Below are 6,412 nucleotides of genomic sequence, written 5' to 3' on the forward strand. Positions count from 1 at the left end.
GACCTCTTCCTGATGGGGCGCGAGGCCGACAGGCTCCAGCCGCGCGGTGTGGCGCCCCTCGCCGCGATGGCGCGCCAGGGCGTGCGCTGCGCGGTGGCGTCCAACAACATCATGAACCCCTTCACGCCCTATGGCGACGCCAACCTCGTGCGCATGGCGAACCTCTTCGCCAATGTCGCGCACCTGTCGACCGACGCCGAGATGGAGGCCTGCTTCGCCATGGTGGCGCAGGATGCGGCGGCACTCCTCGGCCTGCCGCACCGCCTCGAGGTGGGCGGCCCCGCGACGATGGTGATGCTCGCGGCGCCGGATGCGGCGGGCGCGGTGCGCGCCGTCGCGCCCGCCCGCGCCGGCTGGTTCGAGGGACGCCCGACATTCGACCGGCCCGCGCCGCAGCTCTTCGGCCCCTGAGGCGCGCGAAGCCGGTTGAACCCGCGCCGCGCATGGTGTCCTCTCCACGGACCGATAGGGAGGACACCAAGATGACGAACCACCTGACGCGCTCCGCCGCGCTCGGCCTCGGCCTGGCCTTCGCCGCCGTTCCCGCCGCCGCGCAGGACGCATGGCCCACCGGACCCGTGCATGTCTATGTCGGCTTCCCGGCCGGCTCCTCGCCCGACGTGCTGGCGCGGATCATCACCGACCCGCTCGCCGAGCGCCTCGGCCAGCCCATCGTGGTCGAGAACCGTCCCGGCGCAGGCGGCGTCATCGGCATCCAGCAGATGCTGGCCGCCGCGGGCGACGGGCACACGTTCGGCACCACGATCAACGGCCCGATGACGACCTCGCAGCGGATGATGGACGACACCGGCTACGACGTCGCGACGGACATCGTGCCCGTGACGCTGATCGCCACCTCGCCGCTGGTCCTCGCCGTCTCCTCAGCCTCCGAGATCACCGATGTCGGCGGCTTCATCGCCGCCGCCGGAGCCGAGCCCGAGGCGATCGCCTACGGTTCGGTCGGCCAGGGCTCGGGCGCGCACCTGACGGCCGAGCTCTTCGCCGCCGAGGCGGGCGTCGAGATGCTGCACGTTCCCTTCACCAGCTACGCCGAGGTCACGACCTCGATCATGGGCGGCGAGATCGACGCGGGCTTCATGGCGCCGTCGGCCGCCCTGCCCCATGTCGAGGCCGGCACCATGCGGATGCTCGGCATCACCTCGGCCGAACCCTTCCCGCAGGCGCCCGACGTGCCGGTGCTCGCGGGCCAGGCGGGCCTGCCGGACGACTTCCGCGCCGAGCTCTGGAACGCCTTCATCGCGCCCGCGGGCACCGACCCCGCGGTGGTCGAGCGCCTGAACGCCGAGATCAACGACATCCTGTCCGACCCCGCCGTCCAGGAGCAGCTCCTGAACATGGGCTGGAGCGCCGCGCCCGGCACGCAAGGCGACCTCGCCGAGCGCATCGCGGCCGACACCGAAATGTGGGGCGCGGTCATCGACCGGGTCCAGGCGCAGCAATAGGCCGCGCGCCGGTGAACCGCGACTGGCCCGACGTCCTGGGCGGGCTCGCGCTCGCCGGCATCGGGGGCCTGGCACTCGGCTGGGCCCTCGGCCACTACGATCTCGGCACGCTCCGGCAGATGGGGCCGGGCTTCTTCCCGGCGGTGCTGGGCGGGCTCCTCCTCGGGCTCGGCCTGATCGTGGCGCTGCCCGCCCTGGTCCGGCCGGGCGAGGCGCCGCGGATCGACCTCGGCTCGGTGGCGGCGGTCCTCGGCGCCATCCTGATCTTCGGCTTCGGCCTGCGCCTCCTGGGCCTGGCGCTGGCCACCGCGGCCTCCGTCCTCGTGGCGAGCCTCGCCGCGCCGCATGCCGGCTGGCGCTGGCGCGTCCTTCTCGCGCTCGCCGTGACCGCGATCACGCTCGTCGTCTTCAGCCTCGGCCTGCGGATGACCCTGCCCCTCTGGCCGCGCCTGCCGTGACGACCTGGGAGGGGCTTCTCTACGGCATCGGCTTCGCGCTCCAGCCCGAGGTCCTGGTCTATTGCCTGCTCGGCGTCGTCCTCGGCACCTTCGTGGGCGTCCTGCCGGGGATCGGCGCGATGGCGGCGATCTCGCTCCTCCTGCCCGTCACCTACTACATCACGCCCGAGGCCGCGCTCATCATGCTGGCGGGCGTCTACTACGGCGCGCAATACGGCGGCGCGGTCGCCTCGATCCTGATGCGGCTGCCCGGCACGCCGCAATCGGCGGTCACCACGCTCGACGGCTACCCGATGGCGCAGCAGGGGCGCGCGGGCGTCGCGCTCTTCGCGGCGATGGCCTCGTCCTTCGCGGGGTCGGTCATCGGGATCGTGGTCCTCGTCGTCCTCGCCGGCTGGCTGTCGCGCGCGGCCACGGCCTTCGGCGCGGCGGACTACGCGGCGATGATGATCCTCGGCCTCGTCGCGGCCTCCACGATCGGGACGGCGCGGCCCGCCAAGGGCTTCGCGATGGTGGTGCTCGGTCTCCTGCTCGGGACGGTGGGCACGGACGTGAACTCGGGCGTTCAGCGCTTCACCTTCGGGCAGACGGAACTGCTCGACGGCATCAACCTCGTCGCGCTCGCCATGGGCCTCTTCGGCGTGGCCGAGGTCATCGCAAACGTGCGCGACCCCGAGCGGCAGAGCCTGTCCGAGCGCATCGGCCTCCGCCGCCTGATGCCCTCGCGCGAGGAGCTGCGGCGGATGGGCTGGCCCACCCTGCGCGGCAGCGCGCTCGGCAGCTTCTTCGGCGCCCTGCCGGGGACGGGATCGACGCTCTCCTCCTTTCTCAGCTACGCGATGGAGCGGCGCGTCGCGCGGCAGCCCGAGCGCTTCGGCAACGGCGCGGTCGAGGGCATCGCGGGCCCCGAGGCCGCGAACAACTCGGCCTCCATCACCGCCTTCGTCCCGACGCTGACGCTCGGCATTCCCGGCGACCCGATCATGGCGCTGATGCTCGGCGCCCTCGTCATCCACGGCATCCAGCCCGGCCCCCTGATGCTCGAGGCGCGGCCCGACATGTTCTGGGGCCTCGTGGCGAGCTTCGGGATCGGGAACCTGATCCTGCTGATCCTGAACCTGCCGCTCATCGGCATCTGGGTGGCGATGCTGCGCATCCCGTTCCGCTGGCTCTATCCCGCGATCCTCGTCTTCCTCTGCCTCGGCGTCTACTCGGTCCGGGGGCTCACCTACGATATCGCCGCCGTGGCGCTGATCGGGCTTGCAGGCTACCTGCTGGCGCTGGCGCGGTTCAGCCCGGCGCTGCTGCTTCTGGGCTTCGTGCTCGGCCCGCTGATCGAGACGCACCTGCGCCGGGCGCTCCTGATCTCGCGCGGCGACCCGATGGTTTTCCTTGAACGGCCGATCGCCGCCGGCTTCGTGGCCGCGACGGTCGCGCTGCTCCTGCTGTCGGCCTGGCAGGCCTGGGGACGCAGGCGGCGCGCCCGCGGCTGACGCACGCGCGCGACGACGGCCGGATGCCGCCCGTTCGGCCGCGCCGCGGGAACCCGTACTGCCGTTCAACCGTTGGCCAGCGCGTCGAGCACGGCCATGGTGTCCGGCTGCCATTCCATACCCTTCCAGATCGAGGCGGCACCTGTGGTCCATGATCCTCACGAACGCCGTCAAGCCGCCAACCCGAGCGGCGCTTCCGGCGCCACGAACGCCGGCCCGGACGACGCCGCATCCGACACAGCCGAGTTTCGGCTCGTCTTCGCGCCACGCTGGGCCGTGGTCGGCATCTTCCTGATGCTGCTGGTCGCGGGCATGGCCTATGCGCGCGCGTTCCTGATGCCGGTCGTCCTCGGCGTCCTCCTGCACCTCGTCTTCACGCCGGTCAGGCGCCGGATGGAACGGTGGGGCCTCGGGTCTGGTGTCGCGGCCTCCCTCATCGTCGGCACGTTGCTGCTGACGCTCTTCTTCGGCGTGTTCAGCCTGTCCGGTCCGGTCGGCCAATGGGTCGAGCGCGCGCCGATGATCGGGTTCGAGGTCCGGGAGAAACTCGGGGACATCCTCGAAGCCACCGAGGGCGTCCAGGAAGCCGCCGAACAGGTGGACGACCTCGCCGACGGCGGCGGCGACGAGGAGGAGCCGGGCGTTCAGCGGGTTCGCGTGGAGGAAGACAGCGGGCTCATGGCCTATCTCCTGACCCTGCCGACGGTCCTGGCGCAGATCGTGTTCACCCTGGTCCTGATGTTCTTCCTGCTGTCGTCGGGCGACATGTTCTACGAGAAGCTCGTGCATGTCCTGCCGACCTTCCGCGACAAGCGGCGCGCCATCAGGATCGCCTACGACATCGAGCGGAAGCTGTCCCGCTATCTGTTCACCATCACCCTCGTCAATGCGGGTCTCGGCGTCTGCGTGGGCGTCGCGATGTGGGTCTTCGGCATGCCGAACCCCGTGCTCTTCGGGATCCTCGCGTTTCTCCTCAACTACATTCCCTACCTCGGAGCCATCCTGGGCGTCGTCATCGCGACGCTCGTGGGGCTGGTGAGCCTCGATGTCGCCCAGCAGGCGCTGCTCGTGGGCGCCACCTATTTCGCGCTCACCTCTCTCGAGGGCCAGATCGTCACGCCCTACTTCGTCGGACGCAACCTCAGCCTCAACACGGTCGTCGTGTTCCTGTCGGTGACGCTGTTCGCGTGGCTTTGGTCGGTGGTCGGCATGCTCGTCGCGACGCCCCTCCTCGTCACGCTCAGGACCTTCTGCGAGCAGATCCCGGCTCTCGAGGGTCTCGGGCATTTCCTGTCGGGTCGGGGAGCCGAGACGAGGACGGAGAAGCCGCTGTCGGACGAGACATAGCACCACCACGCCCCGCCCCTCGAGATCCCGGCGACGGTCGGCCATGCCGCCGGATGCGACGCGGCGCGGCCTCCCGGGCCACGCCCCAGCATGTCTTCGGTTTCCTCTCGGGCCGGGATCGGTGAGCATCGCGACGGGGCCAATCGTGCCGTCGCAGGGCGCCACGGGCGTGTGGCGGCTCCGCGGAACCGGGCCTCGGCGGTCCGATGCAACGGAACCCATCGCTGCCGGTTGTCGCTGAAGGCGCGAGATGGAGGGGAAGATGACGAGAGACGAGCGCTGGTGGCAGGCCGCCACCGGGTACCAGGTCTACCCGCGGAGCTTCTTCGACCGGAACGGCGACGGCGTCGGCGACATCCCCGGCATCGTCTCGAAGCTCGATCATCTCGCCGATCTCGGGATCGGCTTCCTCTGGCTGTCGCCGGTCTACGCCTCGCCCATGGCCGACAACGGCTACGACATCTCCGACTATCGCACGATCGCTCCGGAGTTCGGCACGCTGGAGGATCTCGACACCCTCGTCGCCAGGGCGCGCGACCGCGGCATCGGCGTCGTCATGGACCTGGTCGTCAACCACACCTCCTCGGACCACGACTGGTTCCGGACCGCCCGTGCCGACCCGCGCGCGCCCGAACACGACTTCTACATCTGGCGGGCACAAGGCGCCGACGGCGCGCCGCCGGACGACCAGCAGGCCGTCTTCGGCGGGCCCGCCTGGCATTGGGTCGAGGAGGTCGGCCTCTACCACTACGGCCATTTCAGCGCCGAGCAGCCGGATCTGAACTGGAGCAATCCGGCCCTGCGGGCCGAGATCTGGGACATGATGCGCTGGTGGCTCGACCGCGGGATCGCGGGCTTCCGGATGGATGTCATCAGCCTCATCGGCAAGGACGTGGACGCGCGGATCTACGAGGAGGGGCCGACGCTCCACGATCACCTCCGGGAGATGCACCGCGAGGTTCTCGCGGGACGCGACATCGTGACGATCGGCGAATCCTGGGGCGCCTCGACAGAGACCGCGCGCCTCTACTCCGGGAGGGACCGCAACGAGCTCGACATGCTGTTCCAGTTCGACCACGTGGTCGAGGGCTGGGACCCGCTGAGCGGCAAGTGGGGCGCGCGGGACGTCGACCTGGTGGCCTTCAAGCGCATCATGAACGCCTGGCAGGCCGCGCTGTCGGAGGACGGGTGGAACGCGCTCTTCCTGTCGAACCACGACCTGCCCCGGCAGGTCTCGCGCTTCGGCTCGGACGGGGAGCATCGCGTCGCCTCCGCGAAAACGCTGGCCACGGTGATGCATCTCATGAAGGGCACGCCGTTCGTCTACCAGGGCGAGGAGATCGGCATGACCAATGCGCGCTTCACCCGGATCGACCAGTATCGCGATCTCGAGACGCTGCGCCATTACGGCGAGCGGATCGCGGGCGGCATGACGCCCGAGGCGTTCCTCGCGGCGGCACGGGCATTCGGCCGCGACAACGCGCGGACGCCGATGCACTGGACCGCGGGCCGCAACGCGGGCTTCACCGACGGGAGCCCCTGGATCGAGGTCAACGGCAACCACACCGAGATCAACGTGGAGGCGGACCGCGCCGATCCCGACGGCGTCTTCCAGCACTACCGGAGGCTGATCGCCCTGCGCCGCGAGATG

The 6,412-nt window shown here is 70.6% G+C and carries 6 protein-coding genes; all 6 read left to right on the top strand.

Features of this window, described 5'->3' with window-relative positions:
- On the top strand, nucleotides 1–411 hold a 411-nt coding region (locus tag ACTS11_RS18885), incomplete at its 5' end, for an amidohydrolase family protein (protein WP_442641835.1).
- 71 nt (nucleotides 412–482) lie between these two features.
- Entirely contained in the window at nucleotides 483–1,463 is a 981-nt protein-coding gene (locus ACTS11_RS18890; protein WP_442641836.1) for a Bug family tripartite tricarboxylate transporter substrate binding protein, read from the top strand.
- An 11-nt stretch (nucleotides 1,464–1,474) separates the two neighbouring features.
- Nucleotides 1,475–1,921, top strand: a complete 447-nt coding sequence (locus ACTS11_RS18895; protein WP_442641837.1) for a tripartite tricarboxylate transporter TctB family protein — start codon at nucleotides 1,475–1,477, stop codon at nucleotides 1,919–1,921.
- Nucleotides 1,918–3,414, top strand: coding sequence for a tripartite tricarboxylate transporter permease (locus ACTS11_RS18900; protein WP_442641838.1), 1,497 nt, complete (start codon nucleotides 1,918–1,920; stop codon nucleotides 3,412–3,414). Before ACTS11_RS18895 ends, ACTS11_RS18900 begins: the two co-directional genes overlap by 4 nt.
- Nucleotides 3,415–3,690: 276 nt before the next feature.
- A complete protein-coding gene (locus ACTS11_RS18905; protein ID WP_442641839.1) occupies nucleotides 3,691–4,761 on the top strand; it encodes an AI-2E family transporter in 1,071 nt (356 codons plus the stop codon).
- A 262-nt stretch (nucleotides 4,762–5,023) separates the two neighbouring features.
- Nucleotides 5,024–6,412, top strand: a 1,389-nt coding sequence (locus ACTS11_RS18910) for an alpha-glucosidase (protein ID WP_442641840.1), incomplete at its 3' end; no start/stop codon positions are given.

Source organism: Roseicyclus sp., assembly GCF_052168335.1.
In the GTDB taxonomy this organism is placed as follows: domain Bacteria; phylum Pseudomonadota; class Alphaproteobacteria; order Rhodobacterales; family Rhodobacteraceae; genus Roseibacterium.